The 16,985-nt window shown below is 44.6% G+C and carries 17 protein-coding genes and 1 tRNA gene; 10 read left to right on the top strand and 8 right to left on the bottom strand.

Annotated features, from left to right (window positions below; genetic code table 11):
- Positions 1-74 precede the first annotated feature (74 nt).
- Both IEW69_RS00825 and IEW69_RS00820 read left to right on the top strand, forming a co-directional pair.
- Positions 75-3,458, top strand: coding sequence for a methylmalonyl-CoA mutase family protein (locus IEW69_RS00825; protein WP_188624920.1), 3,384 nt, complete (start codon positions 75-77; stop codon positions 3,456-3,458).
- 57 nt (positions 3,459-3,515) lie between these two features.
- On the top strand, positions 3,516-3,980 hold the full coding sequence (locus IEW69_RS00820; RefSeq protein ID WP_188624919.1) for a hypothetical protein: 465 nt from the start codon (positions 3,516-3,518) through the stop codon (positions 3,978-3,980).
- A 63-nt stretch (positions 3,981-4,043) separates the two neighbouring features.
- On the opposite strand, the gene trxA is transcribed toward IEW69_RS00820, so the two are convergent.
- Entirely contained in the window at positions 4,044-4,340 is a 297-nt protein-coding gene (gene trxA / locus IEW69_RS00815; protein ID WP_188624918.1) for a thioredoxin, read from the bottom strand.
- A gap of 77 nt (positions 4,341-4,417) precedes the next feature.
- Here trxA and IEW69_RS00810 point away from each other — a divergent pair, with 77 nt between their 5' ends.
- Positions 4,418-5,605, top strand: a complete 1,188-nt coding sequence (locus IEW69_RS00810) for an aspartate aminotransferase family protein (RefSeq protein WP_188624917.1) — start codon at positions 4,418-4,420, stop codon at positions 5,603-5,605.
- Here IEW69_RS00810 and obgE read toward each other — a convergent pair.
- Both obgE and IEW69_RS00800 read right to left on the bottom strand, forming a co-directional pair.
- Positions 5,602-6,600, bottom strand: a complete 999-nt coding sequence (gene obgE / locus IEW69_RS00805) for a GTPase ObgE (RefSeq protein WP_188624916.1) — start codon at positions 6,598-6,600, stop codon at positions 5,602-5,604. The two genes, IEW69_RS00810 and obgE, sit on opposite strands and share 4 nt — an antisense overlap.
- Positions 6,601-6,732: 132 nt before the next feature.
- Positions 6,733-7,302: an adenylate kinase gene (locus IEW69_RS00800; protein WP_188624915.1), complete on the bottom strand. Its 570-nt coding sequence runs from the start codon at positions 7,300-7,302 to the stop codon at positions 6,733-6,735.
- Positions 7,303-7,719: 417 nt separating this feature from the next.
- Here IEW69_RS00800 and IEW69_RS00795 point away from each other — a divergent pair, with 417 nt between their 5' ends.
- Positions 7,720-8,103 (top strand): hypothetical protein, encoded by a 384-nt coding sequence (locus tag IEW69_RS00795; RefSeq protein ID WP_188624914.1) that lies wholly within the window; start codon positions 7,720-7,722, stop codon positions 8,101-8,103.
- Positions 8,104-8,190: 87 nt separating this feature from the next.
- Here IEW69_RS00795 and IEW69_RS00790 read toward each other — a convergent pair whose 3' ends face one another.
- Positions 8,191-9,006, bottom strand: coding sequence for a hypothetical protein (locus IEW69_RS00790; protein ID WP_188624913.1), 816 nt, complete (start codon positions 9,004-9,006; stop codon positions 8,191-8,193).
- A 153-nt stretch (positions 9,007-9,159) separates the two neighbouring features.
- Between IEW69_RS00790 and IEW69_RS00785 the strand changes: the two genes are divergently transcribed.
- A complete protein-coding gene (locus tag IEW69_RS00785; RefSeq protein ID WP_229663473.1) occupies positions 9,160-9,912 on the top strand; it encodes a DUF72 domain-containing protein in 753 nt (250 codons plus the stop codon).
- A gap of 48 nt (positions 9,913-9,960) precedes the next feature.
- A complete protein-coding gene (locus tag IEW69_RS00780) occupies positions 9,961-10,179 on the top strand; it encodes a hypothetical protein (protein WP_188624911.1) in 219 nt (72 codons plus the stop codon).
- 116 nt (positions 10,180-10,295) lie between these two features.
- Here IEW69_RS00780 and IEW69_RS00775 read toward each other — a convergent pair.
- The 3 genes from IEW69_RS00775 to IEW69_RS00765 form a co-directional block, all read right to left on the bottom strand.
- Positions 10,296-10,369, bottom strand: a tRNA-Arg gene (locus tag IEW69_RS00775).
- A gap of 96 nt (positions 10,370-10,465) precedes the next feature.
- On the bottom strand, positions 10,466-10,930 hold the full coding sequence (locus IEW69_RS00770; protein WP_188624910.1) for a redoxin domain-containing protein: 465 nt from the start codon (positions 10,928-10,930) through the stop codon (positions 10,466-10,468).
- 42 nt (positions 10,931-10,972) lie between these two features.
- Positions 10,973-11,881, bottom strand: a complete 909-nt coding sequence (locus tag IEW69_RS00765; protein WP_188624909.1) for an SDR family oxidoreductase — start codon at positions 11,879-11,881, stop codon at positions 10,973-10,975.
- A gap of 150 nt (positions 11,882-12,031) precedes the next feature.
- Here IEW69_RS00765 and atpD point away from each other — a divergent pair, with 150 nt between their 5' ends.
- Together atpD and atpC are read left to right on the top strand one after the other, a co-directional pair.
- Positions 12,032-13,537, top strand: coding sequence for a F0F1 ATP synthase subunit beta (atpD, locus tag IEW69_RS00760; protein ID WP_188624908.1), 1,506 nt, complete (start codon positions 12,032-12,034; stop codon positions 13,535-13,537).
- A gap of 2 nt (positions 13,538-13,539) precedes the next feature.
- On the top strand, positions 13,540-13,785 hold the full coding sequence (atpC, locus tag IEW69_RS00755; RefSeq protein WP_188624907.1) for an ATP synthase F1 subunit epsilon: 246 nt from the start codon (positions 13,540-13,542) through the stop codon (positions 13,783-13,785).
- A gap of 306 nt (positions 13,786-14,091) precedes the next feature.
- On the opposite strand, the gene IEW69_RS00750 is transcribed toward atpC, so the two are convergent.
- Complete coding sequence (locus IEW69_RS00750; RefSeq protein ID WP_188624906.1) at positions 14,092-14,373, bottom strand: hypothetical protein; 282 nt, start codon at positions 14,371-14,373, stop codon at positions 14,092-14,094.
- On the opposite strand from IEW69_RS00750, the gene IEW69_RS00745 reads away from it, so the two are divergent.
- The gene (locus IEW69_RS00745) at positions 14,355-15,245 is read left to right on the top strand and encodes a branched-chain amino acid transaminase (RefSeq protein ID WP_188624905.1); all 891 of its coding nucleotides are present in this window, start codon (positions 14,355-14,357) and stop codon (positions 15,243-15,245) included. The genes IEW69_RS00750 and IEW69_RS00745 overlap by 19 nt on opposite strands.
- Before the next feature lie 20 nt (positions 15,246-15,265).
- The gene (gene ilvD / locus IEW69_RS00740) at positions 15,266-16,963 is read left to right on the top strand and encodes a dihydroxy-acid dehydratase (RefSeq protein ID WP_188624904.1); all 1,698 of its coding nucleotides are present in this window, start codon (positions 15,266-15,268) and stop codon (positions 16,961-16,963) included.
- The last annotated feature ends 22 nt before the right edge of the window (positions 16,964-16,985 follow it).

Here is a 16,985-nt window from a genome sequence, read left to right as displayed (position 1 = left end):
AATTAAGCATAGGGCCGCAAAAACTGCGGCTTTATTTTTTTACTAACTTTACTGGCCAAATATAAATCTCCTTTATGGAACAAATCCAAATTTATAAACCTCAACACAAGATACGCTTTGTCACCGCAGCTGCATTATTCGATGGCCATGATGCCACCATTAACATCATGCGCCGGATACTTCAGTCCTCGGGTGCAGAGGTGATACACCTTGGCCATAACCGCTCCGTAGATGAAGTGGTGAATTGCGCCATCCAGGAAGATGTGCAAGGTATTGCCATGACCTCCTACCAGGGTGGCCACCTGGAATATTTTAAATACATGTATGACTTGCTGCAGGAGCGCGGTGCAACACACATCAAAATTTTTGGTGGTGGCGGTGGCGTGATTCTTCCGCAGGAGATTGAAGAACTTGAACAATACGGCATCACCAAAATCTACTCGCCAGATGACGGTCGCAAGATGGGCCTCCAGGGTATGATCAACCACATGCTTGAAGAGACGGATTTCATCACGGCAAAGACCATATCCAATGAGCTGCAAGGCATCCAGTCTCGCGATGTTAAAAGTATCGCTTCCGCAATTACAGTTGCGGAAAATGATCCTGAAGGCACACAGTCCTTCGTTGACGAACTAAAAAAGCTCTCCGCAGCCAAACATGCACCCGTTTTGGGTATCACCGGAACCGGTGGGTCTGGTAAATCCTCCCTCGTGGATGAGTTGGTGAGAAGATTTTTGCTTGAAGTAAAAGATAAGACCATTGCGATCATATCGGTTGATCCATCGAAGCGGAAAACCGGCGGCGCGCTGCTTGGCGACCGCATTCGTATGAATGCCATCAACAATCCGAGGGTGTATATGCGTTCACTGGCAACCAGACAAGCAAACCTTGCCCTATCCAGAAACGTACAGGAGAGCATTGACATTTGTAAAGCTGCAGGTTACGATCTGATCATCGTGGAAACCTCTGGAATCGGGCAGTCGGATACCGAGATTACCGAACATTGTGATGTTTCCTTATATGTGATGACGCCAGAGTTTGGTGCCGCTACGCAGCTGGAGAAAATTGACATGTTGGATTTTGCAGATCTGGTAGCGATCAACAAGTTTGATAAACGTGGCGCCTTAGATGCTTTACGCGATGTTCGTAAACAATATAAGCGCAACCATAATCTGTTTGATGCTGCAGATGACACCATTCCTGTTTTTGGAACCATGGCTTCGCAGTACAATGACCCGGGTATGAACAACCTGTTTACCGCATTGATGGATAAAATCCAGTCAGTTACCGGCGTGAATTATGAAGCACAGAACCTGACGACCGCAGCGCAGTCGGAGAAGATTTACATCATACCACCAGACCGTAGCCGCTATTTGGCGGAGATTGCAGAGTCCAGTGCAGCTTACAACGAGTGGGTACAACAGCAGAGCACAATTGCAAGAAAGCTGTATCAGCTTAAGGGTGTAATGGAGCTGAATGCGGAAGATATACCTTCTGGAGAACTTAACAACCTTAGCGCTGGACTTGCAGACGTATACAAGCATCTGGAAGAACAACTGGATGGCAGCTGCAGAAGATTGCTTCGCGAATGGCCAGAAACCCTGGAGCAATACAAACAGGAGAATTTCATTTATAAAGTACGGGATAAGGAGATCAAACAACCGCTATTTTACACCTCTTTATCAAACCTGCAAATACCTAAAGTTTCGCTACCAAGGTATAACGACTGGGGCGACATTTTACGTTGGTTGCTTACCGAGAACGTGCCAGGTGCATTCCCTTACGCAGCAGGCGTTTTTCCATTGAAGCGCGAAGGTGAAGATCCAACAAGGATGTTTGCTGGTGAAGGCGGTCCAGAGCGGACCAACAAGCGTTTCCACTATGTATCCCTGGGGCAACCTGCACACCGGTTATCCACAGCCTTTGATTCGGTGACGCTTTACGGAGAAGATCCGCACATCAGACCGGATATTTACGGCAAAATTGGAAATTCAGGTGTGAGCATTGCCACCCTTGATGACGCCAAAAAGTTATACTCTGGATTTGATTTGTGCAAAGCATCAACATCGGTTTCCATGACCATCAATGGCCCGGCACCAATGCTGCTTGGCTTCTTTATGAATGCCGCGATTGATCAACAGTGTGAGCAGTACATTAAAGAACATGGACTTGAGGCAGCAGTACAAGTAAAGATTGAACAAATCTTTAAGGAGAAAAACATGCAGCGCCCGGTGTATCAGGGTGAATTGCCCAAGGGGAACGATGGCCTCGGCCTGATGTTACTCGGCGTAACCGGCGATCAGGTGCTACCGGCTGATGTTTATTCGAAGATTAAAGCCTATGCCATCAGCACAGTTCGCGGTACAGTACAGGCAGATATTCTGAAAGAAGATCAGGCACAAAACACCTGCATCTTTTCTACTGAATTTGCCTTACGCATGATGGGTGATATCCAAAAGTACTTCATCGATGAGAAAGTACGGAATTTCTACTCCGTTTCCATCTCCGGATACCACATTGCAGAGGCAGGTGCAAACCCGATTTCACAGCTTGCTTTCACGTTAAGTAACGGTTTCACCTTTGTGGAGTACTACCTGAGCAGGGGTATGAACATCGATGATTTTGCACCAAACCTATCATTCTTCTTCTCGAACGGTACAGATCCGGAATATGCGGTGATCGGACGTGTGGCAAGAAGGATCTGGGCAAAGGCCATTAAGAACAAATACAAGGGTAATGATCGCTCACAAAAGCTGAAGTACCATATTCAAACCTCCGGCCGCTCATTACATGCGCAGGAGATCGACTTTAACGATATCAGAACAACCCTACAGGCATTGTATGCTATTTATGACAACTGTAATTCGCTGCATACCAATGCCTACGATGAAGCGATCACCACACCTACAGAAGAATCTGTAAGACGTGCCATGGCGATTCAGCTGATCATCAACAGGGAACTTGGATTGGCAAAGAATGAAAATCCGTTGCAAGGGGCCTTTATCATTGAAGAACTAACAGATCTGGTGGAAGACGCTGTTCTTATGGAGTTCAAACGCATAAATGACCGTGGTGGTGTATTGGGCGCGATGGAAACCATGTACCAACGTGGTAAGATCCAGGAAGAAAGCCTGCACTATGAGACGCTTAAACATAATGGCGACTATCCAATTGTAGGTGTTAACACGTTTTTAAATAAAAACGGCTCCCCCACCATTGTGCCTTCCGAGGTGATCCGGGCTACTGAAGAAGAAAAGCAGTTCCAGATCAATGCCCTTGAGGACTTTAAACATCGGAATCAGGATAGATCTGTAGCATTGTTGCGCGACTTGCAGCTGCGCGCCATTGCTGGTGAGAATATCTTTGAAGCGCTGATGGAAGTATGTAAATACTGCTCAATAGGGCAAATATCTAATGCGCTTTATGAAGTTGGCGGCCAGTACCGCAGAAACATGTAACACCATTGTAACCATGCCTTTAAATCAAAGGGGCATGGTTATTGGTTTATAGGGGGTATGAAAAAAATCATCTACCTATTACCAATCGCGCTGTTCTTAAGTGCATTTTTTTACAGTTGCTCTCCAAAAACCTACAGCACCGCTGCCGATACGGTAAACCTGAACAAGGAATACCGTGTGCTCTTACGTGAGGTGGTAAATCTACAGGGTGACATCAATAAACTCAGAAGTGATATTCCGATTTTAGAAGCTAAGGCACAGAAAGCAGAAGCCAAGTCAAGGGAATCTTTGGAAGAAAGCAGAAGACAAGCTGCTACAGCGACGAGTGGAAACTTAAAGCAGATCAAAAAAGCTAAGTCCAAAGCAGATGATGCTAAAGATGATGCAGAAGATGCAAAAGACGCCAACGAGAAACTCAATGATGCACAAAAAGCATTGGCGAATGCGCAAAGTGATCTAGCAAGTAAAGAAAACAGATTAAAGGACCTGGACAGGCAAAAGCAAGCCATTCAGGCTTCATAAACCCAAATTCATGGATTTACAGGTCAGGAATGGGTGGATTTTCTTTGTTGATGGGATACCGCTTTAGAGCGCAGCATCTATCACAGATTTCAGCTGACTGGCCTGTACAACTCCAGATTGTCGCCATTTGATTTCGCCATTCTTAAACAGGATCAATGTGGGTACGCCCTGAATTCTGTAAAGGTTCGAAACATCCGGATTTCGGTCTACGTCGACCTTTAATATGGTTACCTGATCCCCGATCATGCCTTTAAGTTGCTGCAGTATCGGTGCCATCATCTTGCAGGGACCACACCATTCGGCAGAAAAATCTACAAGCACCGGCTTATCAGATCTTATGAGTTCGTTAAATTTTGACATTGGGCTAAGTTTAAACTATCCGCATAACAAACCATAGTTTAAATAGTTTCCTAATTTTGCAGGCCTATACCATAGCCATGATCAGCAACAAGCAACTCTTTCTACTGAATACCGCACAGACATCCACAACACCTAAAATGCTCGAAATTGAACATGCATCGGGCATATATCTGTATGACACCAGCGGCAAAGCGTACATAGACCTGGTATCTGGTTTTGCAGTAAGCAACATCGGTCATCGCCATCCGGCCGTGTTGGATGCAATCAGGGCACAGTTGGATAAATACCTTCACCTGACGGTTTACGGGGAGTATGTGCAAACGCCTATGGTAAAGTTTGCTGAAAAGCTGGTTTCCGTGCTGCCATCAAGGCTAAACAACGTATACTTCGTAAACTCCGGTGCAGAAGCCACAGAAGGTGCGTTGAAGCTTGCCAAGCGTTTTACAGGAAGAAGTCAGATCATCTCTTGCCACAATGCCTACCATGGTAGTACGCATGGCGCCTTAAGTGTGATGGGCAATGAAGAATTTAAGCAGAAATACCGCCCCTTGTTACCGGATGTCAGCTTTATAAACTTCAACGCCGTTGAAGATCTGGAGCTTATCACTACGGAAACGGCATGTGTGATTATGGAAACCTTACAGGGTGAAGCCGGGATACGGGTTGCAGATGTTGATTACATGCAGATGTTACGTCAACGTTGCGATGAAGTCGGTGCATTGTTGATTCTGGATGAAATACAGGCGGCATTTGGCCGGACGGGTAAACTGTTTGCTTTTGAGCATTACGGCATCGTGCCGGATATACTGCTGCTGGCGAAAGCTTTAGGCGGCGGCATGCCAATTGGTGCTTTCGTTGCGGATAAGCGCGTGATGGGTGTATTGGCAGAAAACCCGATTCTGGGCCATATCACAACTTTCGGAGGTCATCCGGTATCTTGCGCAGCTGGATTGGCGAACCTGGAGGTGATTCTGGAGGAACAACTTGTGCCGACGGTTTTTGAGAAAGAGGCATTATTCCGTGAGCTGTTGGTACATCCCAAGATCAGGGAAGTTCGTGGCATGGGACTGATGCTTTGCATGCAGCTCGACAGCTTTCAACAGGTGGAGCAAGTGAGTCAGCTGTGTGGCAAGGAAGGTGTAATTATCGATTGGTTTTTACATTGTGAAACGGCGATGCGTATCGCACCGCCTTTAATCATAACAACAGCTGAAATCCGGAAGGTCTGCAAAGTAATCCTTGCAGCTTTAGATCAATTGGCTTAGCCTGCAATAGCAGCCCAAAGCAAATCTTTCAGTTCCGTTAAGCCTTTCTGTGCAACCGAGGAGATGAAGATTGTGGGAATGTTTGTTGGTAGATCCGCTTTCATTTCATTTTTCAATTCCTCATCCAGCATATCTGATTTGGTAACCGCCAGGATATGCGGCTTCTGCATCAGCTCTGAGTTATAAGCCTTTAACTCGCGCTTAAGGATTTCGTATTCTTCTGTGATGCTTCTGTTTGTGTCTGCCGGAACCATAAACAACAGCACGGAATTTCTCTCAATATGACGTAGAAAGCGATAACCCAGGCCTTTACCTTTAGACGCACCTTCGATAATCCCTGGAATATCTGCCATTACAAACGACTTGTCTCCGCGGTAGGATACAATGCCTAAATTGGGAACCAGTGTTGTAAAAGCATAATCTGCAATCTCCGGCTTAGCTGCAGAAACGACAGAGAGTAAAGTTGATTTACCTGCATTCGGGAAACCAACCAGACCTACATCGGCAAGTACTTTAAGTTCAAGCACTACCCAACGCTCCGTACCGGCTTCACCAGGTTGAGCGAAACGTGGCGTTTGTTGCGTAGAGGATTTAAAGTGCCAGTTACCCAGTCCACCTCTACCCCCTGCGGTCAGGATCTTGGTCTCCCCTTCGTTGGTAATTTCGAAAAGCACCTCTCCGGTTTCGGCATCTTTGGCGATGGTTCCAAGTGGTACTTCCAGCACTTCATCTTTACCAGACTTACCGGTAGAAGTTGAGCTGGAGCCGCTCAAACCATCTTCTGCGATGATGTGCTTACGATATTTTAAGTGTAGCAAAGTCCAGAACTGTGGATTACCTTTTAAAATGATGTGCCCGCCACGACCGCCATCACCGCCATCGGGGCCTCCGGTGGAGGTCATTTTATCACGGTGCAAGTGTGCCGAACCCGGTCCGCCCTTACCAGAACGGCAGCATATTTTTACATAATCTACGAAATTGGAACCTTGTGACATATTATTCTGATTAAATGGAATGGTGGCTCTTGAATGAAGCCTTGCAATATGCATTGCATAATTGCGCAAAGATAAGAAATGCAAATAGCGGGACGAATTAAATCTATCCCGCTATTTGATGGTATAATTTTATTAGTATTGATCGACAACGGCACATAGCTCATCAAAGATGCCTTCGATGCTGCCGATACCATTGATCTTCGTTAATTTGTTTTGTTCTTCGTAGTATGGAAGCACATGAATGATCTTTGTGAAGTACTCCTCGATGCGCTTCTGGATTTTATCCGCCTGATCATCTACCCTTCCGGATTCTTTCTGGCGCTGTGCCACCCTTTTTTTAAGTTCTTCCTGATCAACGTCAAGTGCGATCACTGCGGAGATGGAAGTGCCTTTCTGTTCCAGAAACTCGTCTAAAGCAATGGCCTGAGGAATGGTACGTGGAAAACCGTCAAAGATGAAGCCCTTTGCATTTGGACTCTTGTTCACTTCTTCTTCCAACATATCGATGGTGATACCATCAGGAACCAATTGACCTTCTGCGATCAATGCACTAACTTTCTGTCCTAAAGCAGTCTGGTTTTTTATGTGTGATCTGAAGAGATCACCGGTGGAGATGTGAATCAATTGATATTTTTCGATCAATTTTTCTGATTGGGTGCCTTTACCTGCACCCGGTGGGCCAAAGAGAACAAAATTTAGCATTCGGGTTGTCTTTTAAATTTAATTGCCTGTTGCATACTTTACGAGGCTTGTTCAAGTATATGTTGAAAGATGGTGTTAATGGCTTAGTAAGCACCAGTTTGCACCATCCAGCAATGCTTGCAAATATATAATTAATAATTTACTAACCTTATTTTTTTGAATGCTGCCTTAAATAATCGTATGAAGCAAAGCTTGCAATCGAGAAGATTGTAGCTGATAATCAGGTGATTGGAACGAGAAGGACATGCATATAAAGCTACAATTCAGTAAGTGTAACTTTTACACCAGCAAGGCTGTATTCCCTTGATTTTTTGAGCAGAAAAGCACCTTGATACGATGATGCGGGTTTTCAGGAATGATGAATGTCCTTTATGGTAGGAATTTTGAGGATCGTTCGGTACACTAAAGACCATATCTATGCTAAATATACGATCATTAGAGGAGGTGCTGAATACTCCTCAGAAGAAACTATCATTTTACCAAAACCTTGTTTTAGTTGCTGCAGCAGACAAAGTGCTTGAGGAAGGCGAAAGTGAGTTGTTGCTCAGCATTGGGAACAAACTTGGGCTTTCTGCCGATGAGGTTATGCCAATGGCGGACAACCTGGGCGTGCTGACTTTTATCATTCCGGAAGACAGCCTTCAGAAAACGCTTGAATTGCAGACGCTGGTACAAATGATGACCCAGGATGGAACCATCCACGATAAGGAATATGCACTTTGCCTGGAATACGCCAATCGCGTTGGACTTGGTAAGGCAATATTGGATGATATGGTTAAACAGTTTCAAAACGCACAGTAATAAAGGCATCTAAAGTAACAACGCTTACTGTAAATAAGTTGAGCTTTTAGGAGCAAGCGGCTAAGGAAGTGTCGCTTCGCTCCTATTTTACTTTGCAAGCGTATAGCGGATGTTTGAAATTGCCATACCTTCCGCTAAAGGTAGCGTTGGACTTCCTATGCTCCAGATTCGAACCATACGAAAGGGTTTAGTTGCTTTTATTGCAGCAAGTGCTGCCCCTGAAGGTGTTTTCGTTTCCACGCTTACCGTTCCTTTGGAATCATCATTTAGCCAATCGCCGACGTCTACGATGAAGCTATGAGTCGACCTTTTATTGTTAGGCGCTATTTCGAAGCCAAATTCGGTACATGGCTTAGATAAATAAATGATTATGGACCGGGAATTCCAGGTATTATAATAGAGGACATCTGGTTTCTCCTGTTCAACAGCAGGTGTCGTGCCCCAATGTGCGTTCCAGCCCGACTCGCTTGAAGAAGGCAACTTAATTAGTCTTATTGGTTCAAAACCATCATCGAAAAATCCGATTCTTAAGCTGCCATTCTGAAGTTTATGATAGGATTTGTTCCGCTCCAGATCAGCGATATCAAACAAGCAGGTTTCGTTAACATAACCCAGATCGGGCTTATCAATGACTTTGAAAGGATACCGTTTCGGGATCTCATCGTCGGGCCCGTAAGGAAAATTCAGTCGCGGTTCCGTGGGGGTATTCAGTGAACCGGAAGCATCCTTGCCAGGATCCACTTCTTTATAAGTTGGGAACCAGGCGAATTGTTCAGCCTCATTAAGCGCTTGGCTGGAGACGTTGGTGGCCGACTCCAGGACTGCTGCGTCGTCTTTGGCACAGCTGAAGAACATTGTTCCAAGCGCTATAAATACACAAGAGCGAAAAAGGGTTGTTTTCATGGCTCAGATTTGCTTAATACTAATTTACCAATTTCTTAAATAACCGACCAGGTTAAGGAAACTTTGTACGTGAAACGAAAAGTTTTGTTGAGAACTGTGAAGGTAAGCGAGAACCACCGAACCATTTAACCCCATGTGCTGTTTATGGTGGTGATGAATACACCCAATTTTTATACTGGCACAAGCGGCTTATTACTTCCGGTCCCGAACAAAGAATATTACCCTGAAGAATTTAAAAACAGGAGTCGGCTTTGCTATTATGGCTCTTTGTTCAACAGCATCGAGATCAACAGCTCCTTTTACAAGGTGCCGATGGCTTCAACGGTTGCGAAATGGGCAGCGGATACGCCTGATGACTTCAAATTCACATTTAAGCTTTGGCGGGAAATCACACATGGCAAAGGGCTGCAGTATCAGGCGGCGCACATTCAGCACTTTTTTGAAAGGATTGAAGCCGCTGGTGATAAGAAAGGTAGTTTGCTCGTACAATTTCCCGGAAGTATTAAGCCAGTACTCATGCGCGAGTTGGAGCAGCTGCTGATTCAGATCCGGCAGGCTGATCCTGATCAAGCGTGGAAGGTGGCGGTGGAATTCAGGCATCAAAGCTGGTATCAGACCGATACGTATGATATGATGGAAGCATTGAACATGGGACTTGTGCTCCATGACAAACTCAGCGAAGGTACTTCACTAAACGATGCGTCGACCGATTTCATCTACTTAAGATTCCATGGGCCGGGCGGCAATTACCGGGGCAGTTACGAAGATCAGTTCTTGTATGAATATGCTTCATACGTTCGGGAGTGGCTGGCAGATGGAAAAGTTGTGTTTGTATATTTCAACAACACCATGGGAAATGCGATTCAGAACCTGGAGGCCTTACGGCAGTATGTTGTTTCCGGGTAGGCTGATTTTATGCGATAGGTTTCAAAAGGGAACACTTACATTCGTGACATGGATGAAAGATTAAGCGAACAGGATTTATATGATTTCAACATCGCCTTCGATGAACGTTTAGGCATGTATAAGTTATCCGCAGTATTGTGTTATGACCTGGACACAAACATGCTTTATTGCTATGACAGCAAGGGGAATGTTATGATTCCGATTAGCAAAGAGATAAAGACGAGACAGGATATTTCAGATCTGTATGCGTTACTGTTCAATTTGTAGTGGTACCAGCGGCGAGTAAATGAAGGTTAAGCTTTCGCGGTAGACAGTTTGGCTATTGGATGGCTGCTCCGATGGCTGGACATAAAAAAAGCCTTAGATTTCTCTAAGGCTTTCTGTGCACTCGAAGGGAGTCGAACCCCTAACCTCCTGATCCGTAGTCAGGTGCTCTATCCAATTAAGCTACGAATGCGTTTCCGTTTGATTGGACTGCAAAAGTAGCACTACAATTGGAATTTCCCAATTTTTTTTGAAATAATTTTCGATTTGTGCTGCTGTGAAAGCGCGGTTAAGCGGCTAACACCTGCTTAATTGCTTCGAAATCAGGTAAGTCCCCTGCACTTTCAAGAACTTCGGCGTAAATAATTTTTCCGCTTTCATCCACGACAAAGGCAGCTCTTTTTGATACGCCTTTAAGGTTGAACACAAATTCTTCGTAAAAAGCGCCATAAGCCTGAGATGCTTCTTTATTAAAATCTGATAACAAAGGAAATTGGTAAGCCTGATCTTCTTTGAACTTGGCCAAGGTAAATGGAGAATCTACGGAGATGCCAACTACAGCAGCATTAATGCCTTCATAATAACCAAAACTGTCGCGCATGGTGCAGAGTTGGGTAGTGCAGGTACCTGTAAAAGCCATAGGAAAGAACTGAAGGACCAACTTGCGGCCCGCAAAATCCTTTAAGCTTACTTCTTTTAATTCTGAGTCAAATAATTTGAAATCTGGCGCTTGTTCGCCTACTTGTAATGCCATGGTATGTCTATTTATTTAAGTATTGATAAGTATTTTCAATTGTTATGGTTTACCGGCCATCTGCTGCTCGAGTATGGCAATGCCCTCTTCGAAGCTGTGCGGCTTGTAATCAAGATCACGGATGGCTTTATCTAAGATGAATCCGGTTCGTTTGGGACGTGCGGCAGATTGGTTTAGTGTTGCCGAGCTGACTTCAGACATCAGGCCTTTATCTAAGCCAAAGTAATCTGCCACCCTGCTTACCAGTTCGGAAACACTCATCATATCTTTTCCGGAGATGTGATAAATGCCGGTAACATCTTTTTTAACCGCCTTCAAACATGCCCAAGCCAGATCTTCTGCCAGTGTAGGCATGCGCCATTGGTCGTTGACCACATTGAGCGGTGCAGCCTTTTCAAGGGCGTTCTTTGCCCAAAGTACAATATTGCTCCTGCTCATATCTTTAACGATGCCATAGACCAATATGGTGCGGATGATTGACCAACGACAGTGTGCATTTTGAACGACCGCTTCCGCTTCAGCCTTGGTTTCACCATAATAACTCAGCGGGTTTGGTTTCGCGGATTCTTCATACGGGCCATCCGCTCCATCGAACACGAAGTCTGTAGACAGATGCACAAGCTGTATGTTCATGGTTTCGCAAACAGCAACCAGGGTTTTCACTGCATCAACGTTCAAGGCATGTGCTAATTCTTTTTCCACCTGACAGGTATCCACGTTGGTCATGGCCGCGGTATGAATGATCGCGTCGGGCTTGTATTTCGCAACAACGTTGCGCACCTGTCCGGCGTCCAGAATATCCATTTCAGCATAGGTGTATCCTTCTTGTATTGGATAACGATTTGAGCCCTTAGAAGTTGCAACCAAATTAAACTGCTGGTTTAGCAATATATTTTCTGTAATTTTCTGTCCGAGCAGCCCATTGCTACCAGTAACTAATACGGTTTTCATACAAGCGAATTTATCACTTAAATCTTGTGGAAAATCATTTTATTTATATACACAATTTTCCGAGAAAAAACTTAACTTTGCGGACTGAATTGAGGACCATAAATCCGGACTTTAACAATTTGATATTTATAAATTTACCCAAAACAATATATGCCTAACATTGGAAAAATAGCGCAGATTATAGGACCGGTAGTTGACGTGAGTTTTGCTGACGATGCTCATTTACCTCAGATTTTCTCTGCATTAGAGATTGAAAAAGAAAACGGACAAAAGATCATTTTAGAGGTTCAACAACACTTAGGTGAGGACCGTGTTCGTGCAATTGCGATGGACTCTACTGACGGTTTAGTTCGCGGAATGAAAGCATTAGACACTGGTGCGCCTATTAAGATGCCTATTGGTGATCAAATTAAAGGTCGTTTATTCAATGTTGTAGGTGAAGCCATCGACGGTATTAATACAATTGACAAGACTGGCGGAAAAGCGATTCACAGTGCGCCTCCACGTTTCGATGAGTTATCTACTGAATCTGAAGTTCTTTTCACTGGTATTAAAGTAATCGACTTATTAGAGCCTTATGCAAAAGGTGGTAAGATCGGATTATTCGGTGGTGCTGGTGTTGGTAAGACGGTTCTTATTATGGAACTGGTAAACAACATTGCAAAAGCTTACGCAGGTTTATCTGTATTTGCTGGTGTAGGTGAGCGTACACGTGAAGGTAATGACCTTTTACGCGAGTTTATCGAATCTGGTGTAATCAACTATGGTGATGAATTCTTGCACTCTATGGAAAAAGGTGGCTGGGATTTATCCAAGGTAGATGTAGAGAAATTAAAAGAATCTAAAGCGACTTTGGTTTTCGGTCAGATGAACGAGCCTCCTGGTGCACGTGCACGTGTGGCTTTATCTGGTCTTACTGTAGCGGAATACTTCCGTGATGGTGATGGCGAAGGTGCTGGAAAAGATATCCTTTTCTTCGTTGATAACATTTTCCGCTTTACGCAAGCTGGTTCTGAGGTATCCGCACTATTAGGTCGTATGCCATCAGCGGTAGGTTACCAACCAACACTTGCTACAGAGATGGGATTGATGCAAGAGCGTATTACATCAACAAAACGTGGATCAATTACTTCTGTTCAGGCCGTTTACGTTCCTGCGGATGATTTAACTGACCCTGCTCCGGCGACAACGTTTGCCCACTTAGATGCAACAACTGTACTTTCACGTAAAATTTCTGAGCTTGGTATCTATCCAGCAGTAGATCCATTGGATTCTACTTCCAGAATTCTTTCACCTGCAGTATTGGGTGACGAGCACTACAATACCGCTCAACGTGTAAAAGAGATTCTTCAACGTTATAAAGAACTTCAGGATATTATTGCCATCCTTGGTATGGATGAGCTTTCTGAAGAGGATAAGCTTGTTGTACACCGCGCACGTCGTGTTCAACGTTTCCTTTCTCAGCCTTTCCACGTAGCGGAGCAGTTTACTGGTCTTAAAGGTGTATTGGTAGACATTAAAGATACCATCAAAGCATTTAACATGATTATGGATGGTGAAGTTGATGAGTATCCAGAAGCAGCATTTAACTTGGTTGGTAATATTGATGATGCCATCGAGAAAGGTAAGAAAATCCTGGCTGAAGCGAACGCATAGTTATGACACTTGAAATATTAACCCCAGATAAAAAAGTTTTTGAAGGAGAAGTAACTGCGGTTACTGTACCGGGAACAATGGGTTCTTTTCAGATTCTGAGAGACCATGCCCCTATCATCTCAACTTTAGAAGATGGTCCGGTTATCATTAAAAACAAAACAGACGAACAAACCTTTATCATCAAAGGTGGCGTTGTAGAAGTTTTGAAAAATAAAATTGTAGTTCTTGCAGAGGGTGTAGCCCTTTAATAGCATTCATGAACAGTTTGAAAATCCCCCGAAGTTCGGGGGATTTTTTTTTGCCCTAAACTTAGCGCATCATTGTCCACTACGCCCCCATTACCCATCAGTATTACTACCCGGAAAAAGACGTTTTTCTGAGATCTTTTCTGACCACAGCAAGCATTTCACGCAGAATTCAGACAATATTATAATGCACGCATAGCAAGTAGACTGAATACCAAAAACACTTTTGGTATAGTCATGCTAGTGAAATGTATTTAATATCACAGATTGGCCATTTATTATTTTGCTGAAGCATAGTTAATCGCCTTTTTATTTTTTTTTAAAATATTTCTGTTTGCTATTGTCTTTACCTTTCTCATCATCTAAATTGTATTTTAAGAAACACGAGATAACAGAAACATCATGAATACCATCATTCTCAACATCGTCAACAACCTGATTAACAATATTATTCTGCTGATTATTCAGGAGAAGACGGCGCTGTAAACGAGAATATAAACCAAGATAGTTACAAGCGCCCCAGCAAAGAGGCGCTTTTTTAATAACCAGCTTTTTGAATCCCAACCTAAACCATGCAATACTACAATTCATCTACCCAGCTTTACTTAAATGGCGAGTTTGTTCCCGCAAAAGACGCCAGCACTGACCTTTATAGCCAATCCCTACATTATGGCTATGCCGTGTTCGAAGGCATTCGCGCCTATAACACACATAACGGCACCAGAATCTTCAAAGCCAAACGTCACTACGAGCGCCTGAAACGCTCTTGTGAATTGGTACATATCCCTTTCGAATGGGATATTGATGAACTGGTAAGGCAGACATACAAGTTGCTGGAGCTGAATAACCTAAAGGACGCGTATATCCGTCCTTTAGTGTATTGCAATCCTAACATGACGCTTTCGGAGCCAAGCAGTGTAAACATCATGATCTGCGCCTGGGAATGGAGCGCTTATTTGGGCAGCAAGCAAGTTCGGGTTTGTATTTCCAGCTATCAGCGCCCAAATCCAAAGTCTACCCCAATGGAGGCTAAGGTAAGCGGACATTATGTAAACTCTATTCTTGCAACGACGGAGGCTAAAAGCCGGGGTTACGATGAAGCGGTTTTGCTTGATCAGCACGAGTTTGTAGCGGAAGCACCAGGAGCCAATATTTTCATTGAAAAATCCGGAAAGTTATACACGCCTTCGCTTGGGCACATTTTGCCAGGCATCACACGGGCAACGGTACTTCAGCTTTGCAAAAGTCTAGATATTGAATGTATTGAAAAGCAAATCACTGCACGAGACCTTAAACAAGCAGATGCGGCTTTCCTCTGCGGTACAGCAGTAGAAATTATCGGCATGAAGTCGATTGATGAGACCACCTTCCCTTTAAAATGGTCAGATAGTTTAGGTGCTACTTTGCAACGAACCTACAAGTGTTTGGTGCTTGAAAAACAGAATTACGAAGTTTTTATATAACGATCATACCGCAGCATAACATGTCAGATACGCCAGAATTAAATAGATATAGTAAAACTTTCACACAAGATCCAACACAAGCCGGCGCACAAGCCATGTTATATGGAATCGGGTTGACTACCGCCGATATGCAGAAAGCACAGGTGGGAATTGCAAGCATGGGCTATGATGGGAACACCTGCAATATGCACCTGAACGACCTGGCGAAGCTGGTAAAAGAGGGTGTATGGAAAAGTGACATGGTCGGCTTAACCTTCAACACCATTGGGGTGAGCGACGGGATGTCAAACGGAACCGATGGAATGCGTTATTCGCTGATCTCCAGGGACGTAATCGCAGACTCTATTGAAACCATTTGTGGCGGTCAATACTATGATGGTCTAATCGCACTACCCGGTTGCGACAAGAATATGCCAGGGTCCATCATTGCGATGGGACGGTTAAATCGCCCTTCCATAATGGTATATGGTGGTAGTATTCACTCCGGGAATTACAAAGGAAAGTCATTGAACATGGTTTCGGCATTTGAAGCCTTGGGCGAGAAAATTGCTGGAAAGCTTTCTGAGGAAGATTACCAAGGCATCATCAGACACACCTGTCCGGGTGCAGGCGCTTGCGGCGGCATGTATACGGCGAACACCATGGCTTCAGCAATTGAAGCCTTAGGGATGAGCTTGCCTTACAGCTCCTCCTACCCTGCGCTTAGTGAAGAGAAAAAGAACGAATGCTTGCGTGCAGGCGACGCCATTAAGGTTTTGTTAGCACGTAATATCCTGCCTTCAGACATCATGACTGAAAAGGCATTTCACAACGCGATTGTCACCGTGATGGTCCTGGGCGGAAGTACCAACGCGGTCCTGCATCTTATTGCAATGGCAAAGTCTGTAGGACTGCGCCTGAAACTTGAAGACTTCCAGCACATCAGTGATAATACACCAGTGCTGGCAGACTTAAAACCAAGTGGACAATACCTTATGGAGGATGTACACCGCATTGGTGGTATACCAGCGGTTTTAAAATATTTGCTTAAAGTCGGTTTGATTCATGGCGACTCCTTAACCGTAACGGGTAAAACATTAGCGGAAAACGTGGCCGATGCTGTTGAGCTCGACTTTGAACAGCAGAAAGTGATTTTACCAATTGAACACCCAATTAAAGCGACCGGGCATTTACAAATGCTTTACGGTAACCTGGCACAACTTGGTGCTGTTGCAAAAATCAGCGGAAAAGAAGGTGAACGTTTTGAAGGTCCAGCAAGGGTGTTCAACGGCGAAAAGCAACTTATTGAAGGTATCTCCAGCGGCAGGGTTCATCAGGGTGACGTTGTGGTGATCCGCCAGGTAGGGCCTAAAGGCGCACCGGGCATGCCGGAAATGTTAAAACCGACATCGGCCATTATCGGTGCGGGACTAGGAAAATCAGTGGCACTGATTACCGACGGCCGGTTCTCTGGTGGTACGCATGGCTTTGTGGTGGGTCACATCACACCGGAGGCTTGGGACGGTGGAAATATCGGCCTGGTAGAAGATAATGACATCATCCGCATTGATGCGATAAACAATACCATAGACGTGCTGGTGTCCGATGAGACGCTCGCCGCGCGTCGCGCAAACTGGAAGCAGTTGCCGCCTCCCGTTAAACAAGGGGTACTCTATAAATATCTGAAACAGGTAAGCAATGCCAGTGAAGGCTGCGTAACTGATGCCTATACCGATTAATCTGCACATAATACCGAAGAAC

The organism is Pedobacter quisquiliarum (genome assembly GCF_014642175.1).
GTDB classification, from domain to species: Bacteria; Bacteroidota; Bacteroidia; order Sphingobacteriales; family Sphingobacteriaceae; genus Pedobacter; species Pedobacter quisquiliarum.
The sequence above is the reverse complement of the archived record's forward strand: the minus strand, read 5'-3'. Positions and strand labels throughout refer to the sequence as shown.